The organism is Streptococcus oralis subsp. dentisani (genome assembly GCF_003944205.1).
Lineage (GTDB): Bacteria > Bacillota > Bacilli > Lactobacillales > Streptococcaceae > Streptococcus > Streptococcus oralis_BH.
The window spans coordinates 14,117-35,847 of record NZ_RJPH01000005.1 but is presented as its reverse complement, the minus strand read 5'-3'; the positions used below and the strand labels follow the sequence as shown (position 1 = coordinate 35,847).

The following is a 21,731-nucleotide window of genomic DNA, read 5'->3' as shown; positions in this document are numbered from 1 at the left end:
TGATGAAAATGAAGAAGAAATACCTTGCGGCAGGATCGGCTCTAGTCCTTTCCTTAAGTCTTTGTATCTATGCATTAAACCAACATCAGGTAGAAGGAAACAAAAATACAAATCGTGTGTCTTATGTCGATGGGAAACAAGATTCTCAAAAAACAGCGACCCAAACACCAGATCAAGTTAGCAAAAAAGAAGACATTCAGGCTGAACAAATTGTTGTGAAAATCACCGATCAAGGCTATGTGACTTCACATGGTGATCATTTCCATTATTACAATGGTAAAGTTCCTTTTGACGCGATTTTCAGCGAAGAACTTTTGATGAAAGATGCCAATTATCAACTGAAAGATGCTGATATTGTCAATGAAATCAAAGGTGGTTATATTATCAAGGTGGATGGTAAGTATTATGTCTACCTTAAAGATGCGGCTCATGCTGATAATATTCGTACGAAGGACGAAATTGAGCGCCAAAAACAAGGTCATACTCATGATGCACCAACTTCTAACAGTGCAGTGGCGCTTGCTCAATCTCAAGGTCGCTATACAACCGATGATGGGTACATCTTTAATCCGTCTGATATTATCGAGGATACTGGTGATGCTTATATCGTCCCTCATGGTGGACATTACCACTATATTCCGAAGAGCTCCTTGTCTGCTAGCGAATTGGCTGCCGCCCAAGCCTACCTCTCTGGAACTAGAAAACAGCCAAGTGTGACTGACTATCGTCCAAGTCAAAATGGAACCAGTCAAACCACTAATCCTAGTCAACAAACTGAAACACCAAGCAATCCAGAAGAGAACCTTCAGAATTTATTAAAACAGCTCTATGCACTTCCAAGTAATCAACGTTATGCAGAATCAGATGGCTTGATTTTTGACCCTGCTAAGATTTCAAGTAGAACACCGAGTGGTGTGGCGATTCCGCACGGAAATCACTATCATTTCATCCCATATACAAAACTTTCTGCCTTGGAAGAAAAGATTGCGCGTATGATTCCTTTATCTAGCGACAGTGGGAAGCCAACACCTTTGGAAAATCCAAGTAAACCAGCAGAGCATCCAACTCAACCAGATCATCGTCATGCCAAAGACGGTGATCATAGAAGTCAGGATACCAACCATGAAGATCATGACCATGATGGAGAGGAGCATGACCACCATCACAGTGAAGAACATGATCATGGTTTTGCAGCTGACCGCGTCATTAGTGAGGATGAGCAAGGTTTTGTAGTTTCTCATGGAGATCACGCTCATTATTTCTTTAAGAAGGACTTGACTGCAGCCCAAATCAAAGCTGCCCAAGATCACTTGAAAGAAAATCATCAGCCGCAGCACGTTCAACCACTTGCAAAGACTGTGGAAAGTTTCTCGAGAGATGCGAGCGATGAAGAAAAAATCAAGTATATCTCACAGACCTACGGAGTACCGCTCGAAGCAATTCGCATTTCAAATGGATTCTTTGTCTTTGGAAATCCGGATCAAGCCTATGATCCAACCCATATCCATCCCTATGCTGTTCGAAAAGAACATGTTCGTATTCCTCTCCAATCTGGAAATCCAGAACTTGATTTCCTAAATGAACTGTATACGACTGCCCTACGTGATGGGGTATCTCCTTATAGTTTACAGGTAGAAAGTGGTAGTTTTGTGATTCCTCACGGAGACCACAATCACTACATCAAGGTTCAAACTAAGGGCTATGAAGTAGCTTTGAAAAATAAGATTCCGGCCCTACAATCGACCTATCAACCTGGAGCTTTTGATGAACAAACTGTTCTATCTAAGGTGGATCAACTTTTAGCAGATAGCAGAAGTCTCTACAAAGACCAGCCAATCATGCAGAGACGTGTTGAACTTGCTTTGGGGCAGTTCACCGAAAATATGAAAAAACTGGCAACAAACTCAACTGCTGGATATCTAGCAGCCTTGGATCTCTTTGATAAACAGTATATCCATGTGGATCAAAGTGTGGCACCAGTTGAAACTTCACCTTTAGATAAGAAGTACCAAGCCCTTGTAGATAAGATCAATACACTGGATACAGATACTTATGGCTTGCCTAAGAAGGATCTTTTGATACATTTGCAGGAAGCAAAACTAGCACAAGATGAGACAGAGTTGGCTGCCATTGAAGCAAAACTTCAGGCCTTGCAAGATTTCCGAGATCGGACAGGGGTTACAACAGTAGAGTACATCAAGTATTTCTATGAACATGTATCTGATGGTCGTTTGAGAGAAGAACTTCGGAACCGTGTTGCCCAGTTGACATGGGAACTTTACCAGTCACAATCTTTCCTCAAAGCTACCGACTTGAACAAGTTATTCCCAACTATTTACCAAACTAAGCTAGAAGTAGAAGAAGCTCTCAAAGAAGAACCCGTTTCTACAAAAGCTGGTAAGACTATTCTAGATACGGAAAAAGTAGATAGTCAAACTGCTAAGACAGCCATCTATGAATTCCTAAAAGAACTCTACGGTGATTTTATGCCAGAAGAGCGGGTTAGCCATGTTAAGAAGGAAGAAGTGGATGCTCTTCTAACAAAAGCTGCCCAACTCCTAGCGCGTGTCAAAGAAGATGGTGTCAAACAATCTCTAGCTGAAGAAGCAGCTAATATCAAAGCGGCTACTGAAAAGGAAAATGCAGATCTTGACGAAGCTAAAACACAACTTGAGGATCTTTTAAATCGTATTGCAGCGACTATCCAACGAGAGGAAAAAGAAGCAGAACAAGATCCACAAACCGTGATCATCTACCAAAAACTCTATAATGTCTTGCTCTCTCTTCACAAGTACTTAGAGGATAACAAAGGATCCGATGCTGACTTTGAACGTGTTGATACCCTATTTGATCAACTTGCAGCCAAAAGCAGCGACAAAGAAGGTCTCCTCACTCTAGCTAAAGAAATCATTAGCTTGAACCAGGAACTCCGTTCAAAAGCAAGTGAAACTGATAGCCAATCTAAGTCTAAGAAAGACAGTGAAACAGCTGCTTCTCAACCAACAGAAAAGCAAGTGCAAAGTGAGACTGAGCCAAGTGCTCAATAAAAAGAATAAAAAAAGGCGAAGTAGCTGAGCTACCTCGTCTTTTTTAGTCTTTATAAGATACAATACCAATGATAGTATCTACAGCACGTTCCATGGTCTGAAGGCTGACGTATTCAAAACGTCCATGCATGTTTTCTCCACCAGCAAAGATATTTGGAGTTGGAATTCCCATAAAGGAAATCTTAGATCCATCTGTTCCACCACGGATTGGTTCGATAATTGGCGTGATACCTAAATCTTCCATAGCAGCCTTAGCAATGGTAACAGGCATCATGTCTTTCTCAATGACTTCCTTCATATTGTAGTACTGGTCTGTCAGAGTCAAGCTAACGCGATCATTCCCAAGCTCTTGATTCATCTTATCAGCAATAGACTGCATAGCTGCTTTACGCGCTTCAAAGGAATCCTTTTCAAAGTCACGAATGATGTAGCTTGCACGCGCTTCCTCGACACTACCTGTCACATCCATAAGATGATAGAAACCTTGATAACCGTCTGTCAATTCAGGTCGGTCATTCTCTGGAAGTTGATTATGAAAATCAATCGCTAGCTGAAGGGCATTGACCATCTGTCCTTTAGCAGTACCAGGGTGAACATTGCGTCCTTGGAAATGAAGCTCAGCAGCAGCTGCTGAGAAAGTCTCGTATTGAAGCTCTCCTAGTGGTCCACCATCAACAGTATAGGCAAAGTCAACGTTAAAGTCTTCTGCATCAAACTTGTCAGCACCGACACCGATTTCTTCATCTGGACCAAAACCAACTCGAATCTCACAGTGTTTGATTTCGGGATGAGCAGTCAGATATTCAATAGCAGTCATAATCTCAGCAATCCCTGACTTGTCATCAGCACCCAGCAAGGTCGTGCCATCGGTTGTGATAAGGGTTTGGCCTAGATATTTCTCAAGGCTCTTGAAATCAGCAGGATCGAGTTTAAATCCAGAATCACCCAAGTCGATAGCTCTACTATCGTAATTTTCGATGACTTGCGGATTAACTCCCTCAGCATTAAAATCAGCAGTATCCATGTGGGAGATGAAGCCAATCTTGCGTGACAAGCTTGGATCGTTTGCTGGTAAGGTCCCAATAGCAAAACCATTTGGAAGGTAGTAAACGTTTTGCAGACCGACACGTTTCATTTCAGGAATAAGAACGTTGGTTGCAAAATCTACCTGGCTTTGCGTACTTGGAGTAGTAGTCGAGTGTTCATCAGAACGCGTATTGACCTTAACGTAGGTCAAGAAACGCTCTAAAAGGTTGGGATAAGTCATAAAAACTCCTTTAATAATCATTTTTTTCATTGTATCATAGAATGGAGAGAAAGACAAAGAGAAGTAAATAAAAATAAAATGAATGAAAGCGTTTATTTATGATATATTTCATGGTAGAATGGTAATTGAAAAAAACATCACAAGGACATATCAATGAAAAAAGCAATTTTAATGATGACATTCGGGTCGCCAGAAGAGATTACCTTTGAGAGTGTGGCGGATTTTTTTACCAATATTCGTCGTGGAATCAGGCCCAAGGATCACGAGATTCAGACTCTTTATGACAATTATGTTCGTATAGGTGGAACACCGCTTCAGAGGATTACACGTGAGGAGGTCAGTCTAGTCAAGGAACGGTTAGGAGAAGAGTATGGCATCTACTTTGCTAACAAATTTTCTCGGCCCTTTATCCCTGATGTGATCAAGCAGATGGAGGCTGATGGCGTTGAAGAGTGTATCTGTTTGATTTTGGAACCTCATTATTCTTTTTACTCGGTTATGGGGTATGAAAAGTTTCTGGAGAGCCAGCAAATACAATTTTTAGTCATTAAGGATTGGTATCAGCAACAGTCTTTGCTGGACTTTTGGACAGATGAGATTAGCAAAATTTTACGAAACGATGTGGGAGAAGAGTCCTTTAAGGTAATCTTCTCAGCTCACAGTGTTCCAATTTTTGCCTTGGACTTTGGAGATCCTTATATCGATCAGATTTTTGATAATAGCAAGTTGATAGCAGAGCAACTCAGTCTAACAGCCGACCAGTATACCAATACTTGGCAGAGCGAGAGTGATATTGGAATCCCTTGGATTAAGCCAGATGTCTTAGAATATTTGCGAGAACAAAAGCAACATCCAGAGCATTATATCTTTGTCCCGATTAGCTTTATCAGTGAACATATCGAAGTTCTTTTTGATAATGATGTAGAATGTTATGAATTATGTCGAGAATTAGGTGTAACCTATCATCGTCCACCTATGCCAAACACAGACTCTCGTTTAATTGACGCTTTAGTTGATACTATAAGAGCCAATGAGCACAAAGAATTTAAGGAATTTCTCCCAGAAGAAGAAACCTTTGACGAGCTAGCTCCGTCAGCTACCACTAAGGATATTATGGAGGAGACAGACGACCTCCAAATGCCAGAATTTGTCAAAAAACTGATTGAGAAAAAAGGCCGTGAAAATGTGAAGATGCCTTACTTAATTAAGAAAATGCTCGAAAAGGCTGGTAAATTGCCGAAAGAGTAAAGAAAAAGGATTTAGCATGAAGCTAGATCCTTTATTTGTCTTATTTTTTCTCAAGAAGGGCTTTGATTTCTTGAAGGACTTCAAGTTCAGTTGGAGCAGCAGGTGTATCTTCGGCTGGCTCTTCTTTCTTAGTAAGGTTTTGAGCTTTTTCAACAGCTTTGATAACGAAGAAAAGGACAGTGCCAATCACTAAGAAGTTGATAACAGCACTCAAGAAGCTACCATAACCAACACCATTCCATGAAAGTTCAGCGATGCGTTCAACGTTCGCCGCTTTCAAAGCTGGATTCAAGATAAGTGGAGTGATGATGTCATTTACAAGTGAAGTAACGATAGCACCAAAAGCAGAGGCGATGATCACACCGACAGCGAGGTCAACGACATTCCCACGAAGCAAAAATTCTTTAAGATCTTTTAACATTTTCATAATTTCCTTTCAAAAACTAATCTTAATTGTACCTGAAATACCTAAATATTGCAACCTTAATGCTTAATGACATCCATTTCATTTATAAAAAACGTATACTTTACTAAAAATATAGTTAAGAATGATAATCAAAACCTGCGCAATTAGCGTTTCGATGGCATTAACCTGATCTAGTTGATCGTTGACAAATTGCCCGATAATATCGGGATAAGATGTAACAAAGATATAAGTTAAAAGAACGTCAAGACCAAGAGTAGAGAGACGAGCTAAGAAAAACTTAGCCAGGCGAGTCGGCCAATTCTTTCTCTTTTGCTTAAAGACGATGGTGTCATTTGTGATAAAGGCAAAGAGAATCCCAATGATATTTGCGAGTACGGTTGCTAGGATTTCCTGATGACTGATATGGTAAATAAGCAAACGTGATAAAATCGAGATCAGAGTAGTAGCTCCACCGAAAAATAAGTAGGAGAGGATTTCGTTATCAAAGAAAGTTTTTATTAGTTTTTTCATGATTTTAGTATAGCATAAAGTCATATATTGTGCTATACTGGTAAGGTTGATTCAATCAACCCTTGGTGCTTAGCTTCTTTCACCAAGCATATTTTACGCGGGAAACCGCCAAAGGAGAAAACATGAAAAAATTAACTGTTCGCGATATGGCAGACATCGCTATTGTTGCTGCTATCTATGTGGTTTTGACCATTACGCCACCGTTGAATGCCATTAGCTACGGCGCCTATCAGTTCCGTATTTCAGAGATGATGAATTTCTTGGCATTTTATAACCCTAAATATATCATCGGTGTGACGATTGGTTGTATGATTGCTAATTTCTTTAGCTTTGGTCTAATAGATGTCTTTGTCGGCGGGGGATCTACCCTAGTTTTCCTAAGTCTAGGTGTATGGCTATTTAGCAAGTACAAGAAAGACTATCTGTTCAATGGTTTGATTCGAAAAGATCATTTCTTCTTTTCAATCCTCTTCTCCATTTCAATGATTACCATTGCAGCTGAACTCCATATCGTTGCAGAAGCTCCGTTCTTCTTGACATGGTTCTCTACGGGAATTGGTGAGTTTGCATCACTTATCGTAGGTGCGATTTTGATCAATAAACTGGGACAGCGAATCGACCTTACAAAATAAGAAGTTTATAAGCTAGATTCTTGCTAAATCTAGCTTTTTTCATTCCATAAAATTAAAAGAGAGCGCTTGACAAGAGCATAGAACTATAGTATACTTTTTAGGTAAGCTGATTTAGCTCAGTTGGCAGAGCGCATCCATGGTAAGGATGAGGTCGCCGGTTCAATCCCGGCAATTAGCATGATAGAAACAAAATAACCTTGGTCTCCCAAGGTTTTTCTTATACTTCTGTGAAAATGAAGCTAAAGAGTTTTGACAGTTGACAAAAGTAACTCTATCTAGTAGAATAGTAGTTGCGATGAGTCGATAGGTAGTCTTCGGACTACTATTGAGCATAAGGAGGTCATAACGCAGGAGCGGACCTTGATGAGTTGTGTGAACCTGCTCATCACATGAAGATGCCTCTTAGTCCCTGGTCAATGACTAGGGATTTTTAGTTTTCAGAAAATATAGTCTAAAAAAGCTTTTCAATTTCTGGAAAAAGTAGTATAATACATCTATTATAGAAATTTTTAGAAAATTCCGAAAGAGGTTAGTTATGGGATATACAGTTGCTGTAGTCGGCGCGACAGGTGCTGTCGGAGCTCAAATGATAAAAATGTTGGAAGAATCTACACTTCCTATTGATAAAATCCGTTACCTTGCTTCTGCACGTTCAGCAGGCAAGACTTTGAAATTTAAAGACCAAGATATTACGATTGAGGAAACGACCGAGACAGCTTTTGAGGGGGTTGATATTGCTCTCTTCTCAGCGGGCGGTTCGACATCAGCTAAGTATGCACCATATGCAGTTCAAGCTGGAGCGGTAGTGGTTGATAACACATCCTACTTCCGTCAAAACCCAGATGTACCATTGGTGGTTCCAGAAGTGAATGCACATGCCTTGGATGCCCACAACGGAATCATTTCCTGTCCTAACTGTTCAACAATCCAAATGATGGTAGCGCTTGAGCCAGTTCGTCAAAAATGGGGCTTGGACCGTATCATCGTTTCAACTTACCAAGCAGTCTCTGGTGCTGGTATGGGAGCGATTCTTGAAACACAACGTGAACTTCGTGAAGTCTTGAATGACGGTGTGAATCCACGTGATTTGCATGCGGAAATCTTGCCTTCAGGCGGTGACAAGAAACACTATCCTATCGCCTTTAACGCTCTTCCACAAATCGATGTCTTTACTGACAATGATTACACTTACGAAGAGATGAAGATGACTAAGGAAACGAAGAAAATCATGGAAGATGATAGCATCGCAGTGTCTGCAACATGTGTTCGTATTCCAGTCTTGTCAGCTCACTCTGAGTCAGTTTATATCGAAACAAAAGAAGTGGCTCCAATCGAAGAAGTGAAAGCAGCTATCGCAGCCTTCCCAGGTGCTGTTCTGGAGGATGATGTAGCTAACCAAGTCTATCCACAAGCCATCAATGCTGTTGGTTCACGTGATACCTTTGTTGGTCGTATCCGTAAAGACTTGGATGCAGAAAAAGGAATTCACATGTGGGTTGTATCAGATAACCTTCTCAAAGGTGCTGCTTGGAACTCAGTTCAAATTGCAGAAACTCTTCACGAACGTGGACTGGTTCGTCCAACAGCTGAGCTGAAATTTGAATTGAAATAATGGTTTAGGAGTTCGAATGAACTCCTTCTTTGAAATAGAGAGGTGTTCCACATGTCTTACCAAGATTTAAAAGAGTGTAAAATCATCACGGCCTTTATTACCCCTTTCCATGAGGATGGTTCCATCAACTTTGATGCTATTCCAGCCTTGATTGAGCATTTGTTGGCCCATCACACAGATGGAATTCTTCTAGCTGGAACGACTGCTGAGAGTCCGACCTTGACTCACGATGAAGAGTTGGAACTCTTTGCGGCTGTGCAAAAGGTTGTCAATGGACGTGTTCCTTTGATTGCGGGTGTAGGGACCAATGACACACGTGACTCTATCGAGTTTGTCAAAGAGGTGGCTGTGTTCGGTGGATTTGCTGCAGGACTTGCAATCGTACCATACTATAACAAACCATCACAAGAAGGGATGTACCAGCACTTTAAAGCTATTGCGGATGCATCAGATTTACCTATTATCATTTATAACATTCCAGGCCGTGTGGTTGTCGAGTTGACTCCGGAGACCATGCTCCGCTTGGCTGACCATCCTAATATCATCGGTGTTAAAGAATGTACCAGCTTGGCAAATATGGCTTACTTGATTGAGCATAAGCCAGAAGAATTTTTGATTTATACAGGTGAAGATGGTGATGCTTTCCATGCTATGAATCTCGGTGCGGATGGGGTTATTTCTGTTGCCTCTCATACAAACGGGGATGAGATGCACGAGATGTTTACTGCCATTGCAGAAAGCGATATGGAAAAAGCGGCAGCTATTCAACGTAAATTCATTCCTAAGGTCAACGCCCTCTTCTCTTATCCAAGTCCTGCTCCAGTTAAGGCAGTCCTTAACTATATGGGATTTGAAGCTGGACCAACTCGTCTACCTCTAGTTCCAGCACCAGAAGAAGATGCCAAACGCATTATCAAGGTTGTCGTAGACGGCGACTACGAGGCCACAAAGGCAACCGTAACAGGAGTCTTAAGACCAGATTACTAATAAAGACAATAAAATCCATGACCGAACGATCATGGATTTTTCTTATTTTCCTAAACAGAATTGGCTAAAGAGTTGGGTAATGAGTTCATCTGGAGCAGCATCTCCAGTGATTTCTCCGAGAATTTCCCAAGTACGGGTCAAGTCAACTTGAAGCAAATCAACTGGCATCCCTAGTTCAAGACCTTCATTAACCGCTTGTAGGCTTTCAACTGCTTTTTCAATCAAGGAAATATGACGGGCATTTGACAAGTAAGTGGCATCTTGCTCAACCAAACCAGCATTTTCAAAGAAGAGGTTGTTGATTCTCTCTTCAATCTTATCGATATTTTGGTTTTTAAGGACTGAAATACGGATGACATCTTCAGGAAGTTCCGAAGTTTCAATCGCTTCAGTAAGATCAGTTTTATTAAGTAGAATAATGCGGTTGGTATCCTGACTGATTTCAAGAAGCTGTCTATCTTGTGATGTTAGTGGTTCACTAGCATTTAGCACTAGTAGTACCAGGTCAGCTTCCTTGAGGGCTTTTCTCGAACGCTCAACACCGATTTGTTCAACGATATCATCTGTTTCCCGGATACCAGCTGTATCAATCAATTTGAGAGGAACACCATTGATGTTGACGTATTCTTCAATGACATCGCGTGTGGTACCAGCGATGTCTGTTACGATGGCCTTATCTTCACGTAAGAGGTTGTTGAGAAGGCTGGATTTCCCAACGTTAGGACGCCCGATGATAGCAGTGGAAATTCCTTCACGAAGAATTTTACCACGACGAGCTGTTCTAAGGAGGTTGGTCAAGAGTTCTTCAAATTCCTTAGTCTTTTCTCGGACAACGGCAGTAGTGGCTTCCTCAACATCGTCATACTCAGGATAGTCAATATTGACCTCAACTTGCGCAAGTGTATTGAGGATTTCTTGCCGAGTATTGTTAATGAGATCAGAAAGAGAACCGTCCAATTGTTTGACGGCGATATTCATTGCCTTGTCAGTCTTAGCGCGGATGATGTCCATTACCGCCTCAGCTTGCGTTAAATCCACACGACCGTTTAAAAAGGCGCGCTTGGTAAATTCACCGGGTTCTGCCAACCGAGCTCCTTCACGGATAGCTAGCTGGAGAATTTCGTTAGTCACTGCAATCCCACCGTGGGTGTTAATCTCGATAATATCCTCACGAGTGAAGGTTTTGGGAGACTTCATAGCTCCAACCATAACCTCGTCCATGACCTTTCCTGTTTGAGGATCGACGATGTGTCCGTAGTTGAGAGTATGGCTAGCAACTTTGCTTAAGTCTTTTCCTTTAAAAATCTTTTGCGCAATGGCAAAACTGTCAGTTCCACTCAGGCGGACAATCCCAATAGCCCCTTCTCCAAGAGGTGTGGAGATAGCAGCAATGGTATCAAATTCACGTGTAATCATACTAATTCCTTTTGTGTTTCTTTTATAGGATATGGTATCCAAGCATCTCTTCAAATTGTAACAAAATTAGACTATTTCTTCAACGGATGCTACTTGGAGATTGAAAAAGCCTAAGCAATTCTGCTTAAGCTAGTTTATTTGGTGCGCATTTCACCTTGAGGAAAGTAGGTTCCTTCAGGCATGTCATTGATAATGACATGGACAGCAGACTGAGGGGCTCCAGTGTTACGAACAACAGCTTCTGTTACTTCCTTAGCAAGAGCTTTCTTTTGCTCGAGCGTGCGTCCTTCAAATAAATCGATGCGTACAAATGGCATAATAGCTTCCTCCACTAGTTTTTGATTTCTTCTATTTTACCACATTTTGCCGTTTAAAGCTTCAGAAAATTATGATATACTAGAATGTAGCAAAAATTTAGAAATGGACGTGAAATAGAAGCATGGCACAGTTGTATTATCGTTATGGGACCATGAACTCTGGTAAAACGATTGAGATTCTCAAGGTGGCCTATAACTATGAGGAGCAAGGAAAGGGAGTTGTGATTATGACTTCGGCTCTGGATACGCGTGACGGTGTCGGCTATGTATCTAGTCGGATTGGCATGAAACGCCCAGCCCTTGCGATTGAGGAAATGACGGATATCTTTGGCTATATCCGAGACTTACCTGAAAAACCTTACTGTGTGCTAGTCGATGAGGCTCAATTTCTCAAGCGTCACCATGTTTACGATCTAGCTCGTGTTGTTGATGAGCTAGACATACCTGTCATGGCTTTTGGTTTGAAAAATGATTTTCGAAATGAATTGTTCGAAGGTTCGAAATACCTCTTGCTCTTAGCAGACAAGATTGAAGAAATCAAGACCATTTGTCAGTATTGCAAGAAAAAGGCGACCATGGTATTACGAACTCAGGATGGACTGCCCGTTTATGATGGTGAGCAGATCCAAATCGGTGGAAATGAAACCTATATCTCGGTTTGCCGTAAACATTATTTTGCGCCTGAAATCAATAAGGAGAATGAAGAAAAATGAACATCTATGATCAACTACAAGCTGTAGAAGACCGTTATGAAGAATTAGGAGAATTGCTGAGTGACCCGGATGTCGTTTCAGACACCAAACGTTTTATGGAGCTTTCAAAAGAAGAGGCTTCTACTCGTGACACGGTAACAGCCTACCGTGAATACAAACAGGTCCTTCAGAATATCATTGATGCTGAAGAGATGATTAAAGAGTCTGGCGGAGATGTGGACTTGGAAGAAATGGCCAAGCAAGAACTCAAAGATGCCAAGTCTGAAAAAGAAGAGTATGAAGAAAAACTAAAAATATTGCTCCTTCCAAAAGATCCAAATGATGATAAGAACATCATCCTTGAAATCCGTGGAGCAGCTGGTGGAGACGAAGCAGCCCTCTTCGCTGGTGATCTTCTAACCATGTACCAAAAATATGCTGAAGCCCAAGGCTGGCGCTTTGAAGTCATGGAAGCTTCTATGAACGGTGTCGGTGGTTTCAAAGAAGTAGTTGCTATGGTTTCTGGTCAGTCTGTATACTCTAAACTCAAATATGAGTCTGGTGCCCACCGTGTGCAACGTGTCCCTGTGACAGAAAGCCAAGGCCGTGTACATACTTCGACAGCCACAGTTCTTGTCATGCCAGAAATCGAAGAAGTAGAATACGATATTGATCCAAAAGACCTTCGTGTTGACATCTACCACGCATCTGGTGCTGGTGGACAGAACGTCAACAAGGTTGCGACTGCTGTTCGTATCGTTCACTTGCCAACCAATATCAAGGTTGAAATGCAGGAAGAACGTACCCAGCAGAAAAACCGTGAGAAGGCCATGAAAATCATCCGTGCGCGTGTTGCTGATCATTTTGCGCAGATTGCTCAGGATGAACAAGACGCTGAGCGTAAGTCAACCATCGGTACTGGTGACCGTTCAGAACGAATCCGTACTTACAATTTCCCACAAAACCGTGTCACAGACCACCGTATTGGCTTAACCCTCCAAAAACTGGATACTATCTTATCTGGAAAATTGGACGAAGTTGTAGATGCCTTGGTGCTCTATGACCAAACACAAAAATTAGAAGAATTAAACAAATAATGAAATTAGCTCAATTATTTTCAGATTTTGAAGAAGAGTTGATAAGACAAGGAGAGGAAGCAGAAAGCCTCTCTTTTGTCTATCGTAGCCTAAAAAATCTCTCTTTCACAGACTTTGTCTTTGCCCTTCAGCAAGAGGTAACAGAAGAAGAAAAACAATTTGTAGAAGAAATTTTCCAGCAATTAGCAGCTCATAAACCTGCCCAGTACATCATTGGACAGGCAGATTTCTTTGGAATGCAGTTAAAAGTAGATGAGCGGGTTTTGATTCCTCGTCCAGAGACAGAGGAGTTGGTTGAGCTCATCCTGGCTGAAAATTCTGATGAAAATCTTAAGGTCTTGGATATCGGTACGGGAAGTGGTGCCATCGCCCTTGCTTTAGCAAAGAATCGTCCAGACTGGTCAGTGACAGCAGTTGATATTTCACAGGATGCACTAGATTTGGCAACTGAAAACGCTAAAGTTCAGAATTTCCAGATATTTTTTAAAAAATCTGATTGTTTTGCAGAAATTTCTGAAAAATATGATATAATTGTATCCAATCCACCCTATATCTCTCGTGAAGATGAGTCAGAGGTCGGTTTGAATGTTTTGCATTCAGAACCTCATCTAGCTCTCTTTGCAGATGAGGATGGCCTAGCTATTTACCGCAGAATTGTGGAAGATGCAAAAGACTATCTCAAAGATGGTGGTAAGATTTACCTTGAAATTGGATACAAGCAAGGTCAAAGTGTTCCTGCGCTTTTTAGGAAACATCTTCCTGAAAAACGAGTACGAACACTCAAGGACCAATTTGGTCAAGATAGGATGGTTGTAGCTGATGATGGACAGGATTAGACAAGAGTTGGAAAAGGGCGGAGCTGTTGTTTTGCCTACAGAGACAGTTTACGGTCTTTTTGCTAAGGCCTTAGATGAAAAAGCTGTCGACCATGTTTACCAACTCAAACGTCGTCCTAGAGAAAAGGCGCTCAATCTTAATGTCGCTTCTCTAGAGGACATCTTGCACTTTTCAAAGAATCAACCAACTTATCTAAAAAAGCTTGTGGAGAGCTTTTTACCAGGTCCCTTGACCATTATCCTCGAAGCCAATGACAATATTCCCTATTGGGTCAATTCTGGGCTTGCAACTGTTGGATTTCGGATGCCGAGTCACCCCATTACGCTTGATTTGATCCGAGAGACTGGTCCCTTGATTGGACCGTCTGCCAATATTTCAGGTCAGGCAAGTGGCGTGACCTTTCAGCAAATCCTTGAAGATTTTGACCAAGAGGTTCTGGGTCTGGAGGACGATGCTTTTCTAACTGGACTGGATTCAACTATTTTGGATTTGTCTGGAGATAAGGTGAAAATCTTACGCCAAGGGGCAATCAAGCGTGAAGATATTCTCGCTCAGTTGCCAGAGATTTCTTTTGAGGAGGAATGAGATGCTAAGAGATTTGCAAGAAACAGATGTGAAAGCTATATGTGAGATTAACCAAGAGACTTTGGGCTATACTTTTAGTCCAGAGGACACAGCTAGTCAACTAGCTAGACTATCTCAGGATTCACATCATTTCCTACTTGGTTATGAGGATGAAGCCAGCCATGTCCTACTTGGATATGTCCATGCTGAAGTTTATGAATCCCTCTATTCCAAAGCAGGATTTAATATCTTAGGCTTAGCGGTTTCACCTCAAGCACAAGGGCAAGGTATTGGTAAAAGCTTAATGCAAGGGTTGGAAGAAGAGGCAAAAAGACGGGGCTATGGGTTTATCCGCTTAAACTCTGCTGATCATCGTCTGGGTGCTCATGCATTTTATGAAAAAGTTGGTTATACTTGTGATAAAGTGCAAAAACGGTTTATTCGCATCTTTTAGTTTATTTTGTAAAAACAAACTAAAGGACCAGTCACACTATAAAGGAGAAGACCTATGATTTTTGACAAAGATGATTTTAAAGCATACGATGCTGATCTCTGGAATGCTATTGCCAAAGAAGAAGAACGCCAACAAAACAACATTGAGTTAATTGCTTCGGAAAACGTTGTTTCCAAGGCTGTAATGGCTGCTCAAGGGTCTATCTTGACCAACAAATATGCCGAGGGTTACCCAGGACGCCGTTATTATGGTGGAACTGATGTAGTAGACGTAGTAGAGACTCTTGCTATTGAACGCGCGAAAGAAATTTTCGGTGCTAAATTTGCTAATGTCCAACCACACTCAGGAAGCCAAGCCAACTGCGCGGCTTACATGGCCTTGATTGAGCCAGGTGATACGGTCATGGGGATGGATTTGGCAGCAGGTGGACACTTGACCCACGGAGCTTCTGTCAGTTTCTCTGGTCAAACCTACAACTTTGTTTCTTATAGTGTGGATCCTGAAACGGAACTTTTGGACTTTGATGCTATCTTGAAACAAGCCCAAGAAGTAAAACCAAAATTGATCGTAGCTGGTGCTTCAGCCTATTCTCAAATTATCGACTTCTCAAAATTCCGTGAAATTGCAGATGCTGTTGGTGCTAAACTCATGGTCGATATGGCCCATATCGCTGGTTTGGTTGCGGCTGGTCTTCACCCAAGTCCAGTACCATACGCTCATATCACCACAACAACGACCCACAAAACCCTTCGTGGTCCTCGTGGTGGTTTAATTTTGACTAATGATGAGGAACTTGCTAAGAAGATCAATTCAGCTATTTTCCCAGGTATTCAGGGCGGTCCATTGGAGCATGTTGTTGCGGCTAAAGCTGTTTCCTTCAAAGAAGTTTTAGATCCAGCCTTCAAGGAATATGCAGCAAATGTTATCAAGAACAGTAAAGCTATGGTTGAAGTCTTCTTGCAAGACCCTGATTTCCGTATCATTTCTGGCGGGACTGAAAACCATCTCTTCCTAGTGGATGTCACTAAGGTTGTAGAGAACGGAAAAGTTGCTCAAAACTTGCTGGACGAAGTCAATATTACCCTAAATAAAAACTCAATTCCATACGAAACCTTGTCACCATTCAAGACAAGTGGGATTCGTATCGGATCTGCAGCCATCACTGCACGTGGATTTGGTGAAGAAGAAAGCCGTAAAGTGGCTGAACTCATCATTAAAACCCTTAAGAATGCAGAAAATGAAGCTGTCTTAGAAGAAGTGAGAAGTGAAGTCAAAGCGTTGACAGATGCCTTCCCACTATACGAGGACTAATACTTTTATGGACATTTATATTAAGAAAGCTATTATCCATCAGTTCAGCCCAGATGATACCGAGTTGTTCCTAGCGGATAAGTTTCTCAATATCACTCCAAAAATTGAAGAATACCTGCGCAAGAAAATCGAACGTGTGTATTCAGATGAAGCCAAGACTGGGATTTTCGAAGAAGAAAATCCCTTCTTCAATCACATCACGGATGATTTGTTGGAGACATCAGTAACACTGGCTAATCTTTGGAAAGAGGAGTTCAGCATTTCTGAAAACCTCAAGACCAATGACTTGGTTTTTGTGCAGTTTTCTAAAGAAGGCGTTGAACATTTCGCTTTCTTGCGAATTGCCCTGCGTGAGACCTTGACCCACCTCGGTGGAGAGGTTGATAATCCAATCAAGCTGACTCAGAATAACCTGCCTGGATTTGGAACGGGAGCTGACGAGGCCTTGGTGGTCAATCTTCAAAGTCGCAAGTACCATCTCATCGAAAAACGAATCAAGTATAATGGGACTTTCTTGAATTATTTTTCAGATAATCTCTTAAGTGTTGCTCCTAAGATTTCACCAAAGAAATCCATCAAGGAGCTGGAAAAAACGGCTCAGAGAATCGCAGAGTCCTTTAATACAGATGATTTTCAATTTCAATCCAAGGTTAAATCAGCAATTTTCAACAATCTAGAAGAAAGCAATGAACTGTCACCTGAAAAATTGGCTAACGACCTTTTTGATAACAACTTGACAGCTCGATTGAGCTTTATTGACCAAGTCAAAGAGACCGTACCAGAACCAGTCCAGTTTGATGAAATTGATGCTAGTCGTCAGCTTAAGAAATTTGAAAACCAAAAACTTTCCTTGTCAAACGGAATCGAACTTATCGTTCCCAATAATGTTTACCAAGACGCAGAATCGGTCGAGTTTATTCAAAATGACAATGGAACCTATTCTATCTTAATCAAAAATATCGAGGATATTCAAAGTAAATAATGTTTAAATTACTACGAAGAGTGCTAGTGCTAGCAGTCTTCCTTTTCGCTGTCTATAAAGTCTATCATATCCATCAAGATGTGAAGCAAGTCATGACCTACCAACCCATGGTTCGAGAAATCCTCAGTGAAAGAGATACTCCAGCCAATGAAGAGCTTGTGCTCGCCATGATTTATACCGAAACGAAAGGAAAAGAAGGCGATGTCATGCAGTCTAGCGAGTCTGCTAGCGGTACCACAAATACTATCAATGACAATGTGACGAGCATTCGTCAGGGAATTCAGACATTGACTGATAATCTCTATCTAGCTCAGGAAAAGGGCGTTGATGTCTGGACAGCCGTGCAAGCCTATAATTTTGGTCCCGCTTATATCGATTTTATCGCTCAAAATGGCAAGGAAAATACTCTAGCATTAGCCAAACAATATTCTCGTGAAACGGTCGCTCCAATTCTTGGAAATACCACTGGGAAGACCTACACCTATATCAACCCGATTTCTATCTTTCACGGAGCAGAACTCTATGTAAATGGTGGAAACTATTACTATTCTAGACAGGTACAATTCAACCTTTATATCATGAAATTCTTTAATTTCTTCTAAACATCTGGTTTTGCCAGGTGTTTTTCGCTATAAGTTTTCTTTAAGATTGTTTTATTACCCTAGAAAGGTAAAGGAGGGAATATCCCATGAGAAAGAAATTCTTTCTAACAAGTGCTGCAGTATTGTGGGCCGCAACAGCTATGACGAGTGTCCACGCAGCAACAGATGTTCAAAAAGTAATCGATGAAACCTATGTACAACCTGAATATGTTCTAGGTTCTTCTCTATCTGAAGACCAGAAAAATCAAACTCTTAGCAAACTAGGCTATGACGCATCAAAAGACACCAAAGATATCAAAACGATGACACCTGATGTCTATTCGAAAATTATGAATGTGGCTAATGATGCTAGTCTACAGCTCTATTCGTCAGCCAAGATTCAAAAGCTGGGTGATAAGTCGCCTCTAGAAGTCAAGATTGAAACGCCTGAAAATATCACCAAGGTGACGCAGGATATGTACCGCAACGCAGCAGTGACGCTGGGAGTGGAGCATGCCAGAATCACAGTTGCAGCTCCTATTCCAGTTACAGGAGAGAGCGCCCTAGCAGGGATTTACTACTCGTTAGAGGCCAATGGTGCCAAAGTACCGCAAGCCAATAAAGACTTGGCTCAAGAGGAGCTAAAAGCCTTATCAGATATCAATGCTGAAAACAAGGACAAATCAGGCTATGATGCCAATAAACTCAATGTCGCTTTGGCAGATATCAAGACAGGAATCGCAAAAGCAAAAGAAGCCAAAGGTAATTTGACAGAAGAAGATGTCCGCAAAATCGTTGAAGACACGCTGAAAAACTACAAACTCGATCAGGTTATAACAGGAAACCAGGTCAATATCATCATCAATTTTGCACTTAACCTCTCGAAGAGTGACATTTTGAACAATGCTGATTTCACTAAAACCCTAAATGACCTCAAGCAAAGCATTGTCTCTCAAGCTGGAGATAGTTTTAAAAATATCAACCTCAACTTTGATGCCAATAAAGCGCTAGAAGACGGGGGCAACTTCTTTAGCTCCCTTTGGCAAGCCATTGTCAACTTCTTCAAGAGTTTTGGTGCTTAGGTCATTTCATGATATAATAGATGGTAACAGAAATGTTGCCGTCTTTTTTTGTCGGCCGATAGAAAGTGAAAAATATGCTAAAGAAAAATGATATTGTAGAAGTTGAAGTTGTTGATTTGACCCATGAAGGTGCTGGTGTTGCTAAGGTGGATGGTTTGGTTTTCTTTGTAGAAAATGCTCTACCAACTGAGAAAATCCTCATGCGAGTCCTTAAGGTCAATAAAAAGATTGGATATGGAAAAGTTGAAGAATACCTTACTCACTCTCCGCATCGTAACAAAGACCTTGATCTGGCTTATCTGCGTTCAGGTATCGCTGATTTGGGGCATCTTGCCTATCCAGAACAGCTCAAGTTTAAAACCAAGCAAGTCAGAGATAGCCTCTACAAGATTGCTGGCATTACCGATGTGGAGGTTGCTGAAACGCTTGGTATGGAACATCCAGTCAAGTACCGAAATAAGGCGCAGGTGCCCGTTCGTCGAGTGAATGGTGTCTTGGAAACTGGGTTTTTCCGTAAAAATTCGCACGACCTCATGCCCCTTGAAGATTTCTTTATCCAGGATCCTGTCATTGACCAAGTCGTAGTAGCTCTCCGCGATTTGCTCCGTCGTTATGATTTGAAACCTTATGATGAAAAGGAACAGTCTGGCTTGATTCGAAATCTTGTGGTGCGTCGTGGTCACTATTCAGGGCAAATCATGGTGATTTTGGTAACAACTCGTCCGAAAGTTTTTCGTGTTGAGCAGTTGATTGAACAAGTTATCAAGCAGTTTCCAGAGATTGTGTCTGTCATGCAAAATATCAACGACCAGAATACCAATGCGATTTTTGGCAAGGACTGGCGCACTCTTTACGGTCAAGATTACATTACCGATCAGATGTTGGGGAATGACTTCCAAATCGCTGGACCAGCCTTTTACCAGGTCAATACTCAAATGGCTGAGAAACTTTATCAAACAGCTATTGACTTTGCGGAGTTAAGAGAAGATGACGTGGTCATTGATGCTTATTCAGGAATTGGAACCATTGGATTGTCCGTTGCGAAGCATGTCAAAGAAGTCTACGGTGTTGAAGTGATTCCAGAAGCGGTTGAGAACAGCCAGAAAAATGCTGCATTAAATAATATCACAAATGCCCACTATGTCTGTGACACAGCAGAGAATGCCATGAAGAACTGGCTCAAAGAAGGTATTCAACCAACCGTTATCTTGGTTGATCCTCCACGCAAGGGCTTGACCGAAAGCTTTATCAAAGCAAGCGCTCAAACAGGAGCAGACCGCATTGCTTATATTTCATGCAATGTCGCAACCATGTCGCGTGATATCAAACTCTACCAAGAGTTGGGATATGAATTGAAGAAAGTCCAGCCGGTGGATCTATTTCCGCAGACGCATCACGTGGAGTGTGTAGTGTTGCTACAACGAAAAAAAGGGTGAAAATCCTTGATTTTAAGCTATTTTACAAGCATTTTGTCTTTGTAGATAAAGGCAATTTTGACGTCAAAAAAGTCCTAAAAAGGCACATAGATGTATATGTATTTGTAGATGTCGTTTGCGCATCGGAAAAATGAATACAACAATAAATATTTATCTAAAGAGAGAACAATTGTATATTGTTCTCCTTTTTTTATTTTCAGGAGGGAAAATGACAAAAGAATTACAATCATCACGCTATATTGTCATTTCATTTTTAGTACGTGAAATGGGAATTGACATTGTTGAAGCCATCTCTCTTATGGTTGAATTAGAAAAAAGTGGCTTTGTTCGCTTGGAATCAAGTGGAGATTTAATACTCAAAGAACTTGGAGGAGCGCTATGAAACGAATTACCGCAAATCAATACCAAACTTCAGAACGGTATTATAAATTACCTAAAATTCTTTTTGAGGATGAGAAATATATGGATATGAAATTAGAAGTAAAGGTGGCTTATTCTATTTTAAAAGATCGTTTAGAATTATCTCTTAGTCGTGGTTGGATAGATGAAGAAGGGGAGGTTTATTTAGTATTTTCTAATTCTAAACTGATGAGGCTGTTAGGTTGTTCGAAGTCAAAACTACTATCAATCAAAAAAACTCTTAAAGAATATGACTTAATTGATGAAGTTCAACAGTCTTCAAGTGAGAAAGGAAGACTAGCTAATAAGATTTATTTAGGGGAGTTGTCTTCTACCCCAGTAGGTAATTCAAACAGGCCTAGTGTTAAAAAAAGACTAGGGCAGGTTGAAAATGAAACAACCCCCGTCTCACATTCAGCCCCTAGTGAGACTGAAGTTAGTGAGACTAAATATAGTGAGACTGATTCTTTATTTATTGAGGACGAGGAGGAGAGGTATACTCAACCTATCTTGAAAAGAAAAGTAGAAAAGGTCACAAAATATGATCGAGATTATATTTGGGGATTGGTACAGGATCAATTTAGACGAGAGGGTTTTTCTGAAACAGCCAGTGATATAGCTATGACTGATTTTGAGAGAATCTATCAGTATGCTCTTGACAATGTTCGCTTTGTTAGACGAGCGGAAGTACTTGCTGAATTTGTGTTTAACGGCTTGTATTCCGTTTGGAATAATCGTGTTAGAAAAGGAGGTGGTTAAAATGTCGCCAATCGAGTGGATATTAGTTATGCTCATTGTCATTTCAAGTGGAGTGACAGTTCTGACAATGATAG

At 41.1% G+C, this 21,731-nt stretch carries 22 protein-coding genes, 1 tRNA gene and 1 riboswitch; of the genes, 18 read left to right on the top strand and 5 right to left on the bottom strand.

The window, feature by feature from the left end; translation table 11 throughout:
• The first annotated feature begins 8 nt into the window (after positions 1–8).
• Positions 9–3,047, top strand: a complete 3,039-nt coding sequence (locus tag D8805_RS05025) for a pneumococcal-type histidine triad protein (RefSeq protein ID WP_312023348.1) — start codon at positions 9–11, stop codon at positions 3,045–3,047.
• 43 nt (positions 3,048–3,090) lie between these two features.
• Here the strand turns inward: D8805_RS05025 and pepT are convergent, their stop codons facing one another.
• Positions 3,091–4,314, bottom strand: coding sequence for a peptidase T (gene pepT / locus D8805_RS05020; RefSeq protein ID WP_125415830.1), 1,224 nt, complete (start codon positions 4,312–4,314; stop codon positions 3,091–3,093).
• Between the two features lie 153 nt (positions 4,315–4,467).
• Between pepT and hemH the strand changes: the two genes are divergently transcribed.
• Complete coding sequence (gene hemH / locus D8805_RS05015) at positions 4,468–5,562, top strand: ferrochelatase (protein ID WP_125415827.1); 1,095 nt, start codon at positions 4,468–4,470, stop codon at positions 5,560–5,562.
• A gap of 40 nt (positions 5,563–5,602) precedes the next feature.
• Here the strand turns inward: hemH and mscL are convergent, their stop codons facing one another.
• Both mscL and D8805_RS05005 read right to left on the bottom strand, forming a co-directional pair.
• Positions 5,603–5,983, bottom strand: a complete 381-nt coding sequence (gene mscL / locus D8805_RS05010) for a large conductance mechanosensitive channel protein MscL (RefSeq protein ID WP_000910209.1) — start codon at positions 5,981–5,983, stop codon at positions 5,603–5,605.
• A gap of 84 nt (positions 5,984–6,067) precedes the next feature.
• Entirely contained in the window at positions 6,068–6,499 is a 432-nt protein-coding gene (locus D8805_RS05005; RefSeq protein WP_125415824.1) for a GtrA family protein, read from the bottom strand.
• 28 nt (positions 6,500–6,527) lie between these two features.
• A riboswitch (PreQ1 riboswitch) is annotated at positions 6,528–6,624 on the top strand.
• Between D8805_RS05005 and D8805_RS05000 the strand changes: the two genes are divergently transcribed.
• The 4 genes from D8805_RS05000 to dapA all read left to right on the top strand — a co-directional run bounded on the left by D8805_RS05000 (position 6,622) and on the right by dapA (position 9,730).
• Positions 6,622–7,131: a QueT transporter family protein gene (locus D8805_RS05000; RefSeq protein WP_125415822.1), complete on the top strand. Its 510-nt coding sequence runs from the start codon at positions 6,622–6,624 to the stop codon at positions 7,129–7,131. It overlaps the preceding riboswitch by 3 nt.
• A gap of 105 nt (positions 7,132–7,236) precedes the next feature.
• Positions 7,237–7,309: transfer RNA gene (locus D8805_RS04995), tRNA-Thr, on the top strand.
• A gap of 357 nt (positions 7,310–7,666) precedes the next feature.
• Positions 7,667–8,743 (top strand): aspartate-semialdehyde dehydrogenase, encoded by a 1,077-nt coding sequence (locus D8805_RS04990; RefSeq protein WP_125415819.1) that lies wholly within the window; start codon positions 7,667–7,669, stop codon positions 8,741–8,743.
• Positions 8,744–8,794: 51 nt separating this feature from the next.
• Positions 8,795–9,730 carry a 4-hydroxy-tetrahydrodipicolinate synthase gene (dapA, locus tag D8805_RS04985; protein WP_125415816.1) on the top strand — a complete coding sequence of 312 codons (936 nt, stop codon included), beginning with the start codon at positions 8,795–8,797 and terminating at the stop codon, positions 9,728–9,730.
• Positions 9,731–9,772: 42 nt separating this feature from the next.
• Here dapA and mnmE read toward each other — a convergent pair whose 3' ends face one another.
• On the bottom strand, positions 9,773–11,146 hold the full coding sequence (mnmE, locus tag D8805_RS04980) for a tRNA uridine-5-carboxymethylaminomethyl(34) synthesis GTPase MnmE (RefSeq protein WP_125415813.1): 1,374 nt from the start codon (positions 11,144–11,146) through the stop codon (positions 9,773–9,775).
• Between the two features lie 134 nt (positions 11,147–11,280).
• The gene (locus D8805_RS04970) at positions 11,281–11,463 is read right to left on the bottom strand and encodes a 4-oxalocrotonate tautomerase (protein ID WP_001117401.1); all 183 of its coding nucleotides are present in this window, start codon (positions 11,461–11,463) and stop codon (positions 11,281–11,283) included.
• A 122-nt stretch (positions 11,464–11,585) separates the two neighbouring features.
• On the opposite strand from D8805_RS04970, the gene D8805_RS04965 reads away from it, so the two are divergent.
• The 12 genes from D8805_RS04965 to D8805_RS04910 all read left to right on the top strand — a co-directional run bounded on the left by D8805_RS04965 (position 11,586) and on the right by D8805_RS04910 (position 21,657).
• On the top strand, positions 11,586–12,176 hold the full coding sequence (locus D8805_RS04965; RefSeq protein ID WP_125415808.1) for a thymidine kinase: 591 nt from the start codon (positions 11,586–11,588) through the stop codon (positions 12,174–12,176).
• A complete protein-coding gene (gene prfA / locus D8805_RS04960; protein WP_125415805.1) occupies positions 12,173–13,252 on the top strand; it encodes a peptide chain release factor 1 in 1,080 nt (359 codons plus the stop codon). The genes D8805_RS04965 and prfA overlap by 4 nt, the downstream gene beginning before the upstream one ends.
• Positions 13,252–14,088, top strand: a complete 837-nt coding sequence (gene prmC / locus D8805_RS04955) for a peptide chain release factor N(5)-glutamine methyltransferase (RefSeq protein ID WP_125415802.1) — start codon at positions 13,252–13,254, stop codon at positions 14,086–14,088. Before prfA ends, prmC begins: the two co-directional genes overlap by 1 nt.
• Entirely contained in the window at positions 14,072–14,674 is a 603-nt protein-coding gene (locus D8805_RS04950) for an L-threonylcarbamoyladenylate synthase (protein ID WP_061416899.1), read from the top strand. The genes prmC and D8805_RS04950 overlap by 17 nt, the downstream gene beginning before the upstream one ends.
• 1 nt (position 14,675) lies before the next feature.
• Complete coding sequence (locus D8805_RS04945; protein WP_061416898.1) at positions 14,676–15,107, top strand: GNAT family N-acetyltransferase; 432 nt, start codon at positions 14,676–14,678, stop codon at positions 15,105–15,107.
• Positions 15,108–15,161: 54 nt separating this feature from the next.
• Positions 15,162–16,418 carry a serine hydroxymethyltransferase gene (gene glyA / locus D8805_RS04940; RefSeq protein ID WP_125415799.1) on the top strand — a complete coding sequence of 419 codons (1,257 nt, stop codon included), beginning with the start codon at positions 15,162–15,164 and terminating at the stop codon, positions 16,416–16,418.
• Positions 16,419–16,425: 7 nt separating this feature from the next.
• Complete coding sequence (locus tag D8805_RS04935) at positions 16,426–17,400, top strand: nucleoid-associated protein (RefSeq protein WP_185759894.1); 975 nt, start codon at positions 16,426–16,428, stop codon at positions 17,398–17,400.
• The gene (locus tag D8805_RS04930) at positions 17,400–18,002 is read left to right on the top strand and encodes a lysozyme family protein (RefSeq protein ID WP_125415793.1); all 603 of its coding nucleotides are present in this window, start codon (positions 17,400–17,402) and stop codon (positions 18,000–18,002) included. The genes D8805_RS04935 and D8805_RS04930 overlap by 1 nt, the downstream gene beginning before the upstream one ends.
• An 86-nt stretch (positions 18,003–18,088) precedes the next feature.
• Positions 18,089–19,063 (top strand): DUF1002 domain-containing protein, encoded by a 975-nt coding sequence (locus tag D8805_RS04925; RefSeq protein ID WP_125415790.1) that lies wholly within the window; start codon positions 18,089–18,091, stop codon positions 19,061–19,063.
• A gap of 74 nt (positions 19,064–19,137) precedes the next feature.
• Positions 19,138–20,499, top strand: coding sequence for a 23S rRNA (uracil(1939)-C(5))-methyltransferase RlmD (gene rlmD / locus D8805_RS04920; RefSeq protein WP_125415787.1), 1,362 nt, complete (start codon positions 19,138–19,140; stop codon positions 20,497–20,499).
• A 208-nt stretch (positions 20,500–20,707) separates the two neighbouring features.
• Entirely contained in the window at positions 20,708–20,881 is a 174-nt protein-coding gene (locus tag D8805_RS04915; RefSeq protein ID WP_125415785.1) for a hypothetical protein, read from the top strand.
• Positions 20,878–21,657, top strand: a complete 780-nt coding sequence (locus tag D8805_RS04910) for a replication initiator protein A (RefSeq protein ID WP_125415782.1) — start codon at positions 20,878–20,880, stop codon at positions 21,655–21,657. The genes D8805_RS04915 and D8805_RS04910 overlap by 4 nt, the downstream gene beginning before the upstream one ends.
• Positions 21,658–21,731 lie beyond the last annotated feature (74 nt).